Annotated in this window: 2 protein-coding genes and 1 pseudogene; all 3 read left to right on the top strand. The window is 65.9% G+C overall.

Features of this window, described 5'->3' with window-relative positions:
* Nucleotides 1-480: pseudogene (locus tag EOA33_RS39490) on the top strand (peptide ABC transporter substrate-binding protein); the annotation flags it as partial.
* Nucleotides 481-592: 112 nt separating this feature from the next.
* On the top strand, nt 593-1,324 hold the full coding sequence (locus tag EOA33_RS34340; RefSeq protein ID WP_126055304.1) for a DUF2270 domain-containing protein: 732 nt from the start codon (nt 593-595) through the stop codon (nt 1,322-1,324).
* 187 nt (nt 1,325-1,511) lie between these two features.
* On the top strand, nt 1,512-1,884 hold a 373-nt coding region (locus tag EOA33_RS34335), incomplete at its 3' end, for a hypothetical protein (RefSeq protein WP_145989470.1).

Here is a 1,884-nt window from a genome sequence, read left to right as displayed (position 1 = left end):
CTCGAACTGCACGCCGCCCCGGTGGCGTTCGAGCAGGCGGTCAGCACGGCCGAGCTCTTCGCCCAGTCGGCCAAGCCCGCCGGCATCACCGTCGGCGTCAAGCGCGAGCCCGACGACGGCTATTGGGCGGAGGTGTGGATGAAGAAGCCCTGGGTCGCGTCCTTCTGGGCCGGACGGCCGTCGGCCAGCATGATGTTCTCCTCGGTCTATGCGTCAGGCGCGCCGTGGAACGAGACCCACTGGAAGAACGAGGATTTCGACCGCAAGCTCGCCGAGTCGCGCTCGTTCGCCGATCCGGCCAAGCGCCGCGAGGTCTATTTCGAGCTGCAGCAGACGATCCATGATACCTGCCCCACTATCATCCCTGCCTTCGCCAGCTGGGTCGACGCGGCGCGCGCGGAGGTCAAGGGCTTCACCCCAAATCCCAACTTCCTGCTCAGCGACCATCGCGTGGCAGAGCGCGTCTGGCTGGAGGCGTGAACGCGCCAGGCCAGGGGCAGGCCGGAGGGAACGTTTCGGCCCGCCGCGCGTTGATGCCATCGGGGTGATGGCCGGCCATTTCCGCCGGCCATTGCATTTGGATGGCAAGGGGATGTCCAAGGTCGAGACCATCAAGCCCGTCGAGGCGGCGGCAGCGCCGCGGGCCTCGGATGCGTTCGCGCTGAAGCTCACCTCCTCCGAACTGGCGACGACCATGTCGCATTTCCACCGCGCCGAGATCGCCCGCATGGCCGGCTGGCGCGACCGGCTCGACCGGACGAGCAACTGGGCGATCACCGTCGCCGCCGCCATGCTTTCGGTCTCGCTGTCGACGCCGAGCTCGCATCACGGCGTGCTGCTGTTCGCCATGCTGCTGATCACGCTGCTCTTGTGGATCGAAGCGCGGCGCTACCGCTTCTTCGACGTCTACCGCGCGCGGGTGCGCCAGTTCGAGCGCTATTATTTCGCGCAGATCTTCTCGCCGCAGCCCGACTTCGCCTCCAACTGGCTGGCGATCGTCGGCGAAGGCCTGCGCTCGCCGCGCTTCCTGATCTCGCAGCGCGCGGCGCTGGTCCGCCGGCTGCGCCGCAACTACATCTTCATGTACACGATCCTGATGCTGGCCTGGGTTCTGAAGATCACGACGCCCAGCCTGCAGCGCGAAGGCTCGCCGATCGGCTTCGGCGCCTCGTTCCTCGACGCGATGCGGGTGGCCGCGCTCGGCCCGGTGCCCGGCATCGTTGTCGCGTCCATTGTGGCGCTGTTCTATGTCGGCCTGCTCGCCGCCGCCTTCCTGGTCAACAGCGAGGAAGGCGAGCTTTCGCATGGCACCGTGCATGTCTGAACCGCAATCTGAGGCAATCCAGCTGCTGCTTTCGAAGAAAGCAGGCGCCCGCCCAATGCCTTGGCGGGACAACCTCCGAGCGGGCCACCGTTAGCACGTTGATAAGCAATTGGTAATAAAAGGTCATGGATGAGAGATCGACCTCAATCCGCGAACAAAAAAGCGCCGTCACCGGCAGGGCCTTGCCGTGCGCATTAGGAGCCAGATCATCCTGAGCATGGTCGGCGCCGCGGCGCTGATCGGATTGGTCGGCGGCGTCGCGGTCTTCACGCAGATGGCGGCGACCAAATATCTCGGGCTGACCGAGGCGACCAATGTCGCGCGCGAGCTGGCCGACACCATAGTCTTCGAACCGTCCGCGGGGACGCCTTCGCTGCTCGAGCAGCCCGAGGTGCTCAAGCAGTTCCTGGAGCAGCAGCACCGGCGCTCGCAGCGGGATTTCATCGTCGTCGACCGCAACAAGGTAATCGTCGCCCATGCCGCCGACGAGGAGCACAAGGCCGGCGAAAAATTCGACCACGACCCCGGCAACGAGGTCGGCCGGACGCTGCAGGACCTGT

This window comes from Mesorhizobium sp. M4A.F.Ca.ET.050.02.1.1 (assembly GCF_003997725.1).
Lineage (GTDB): Bacteria > Pseudomonadota > Alphaproteobacteria > Rhizobiales > Rhizobiaceae > Mesorhizobium.
The sequence above is the reverse complement of the archived record's forward strand: the minus strand, read 5'-3'. Positions and strand labels throughout refer to the sequence as shown.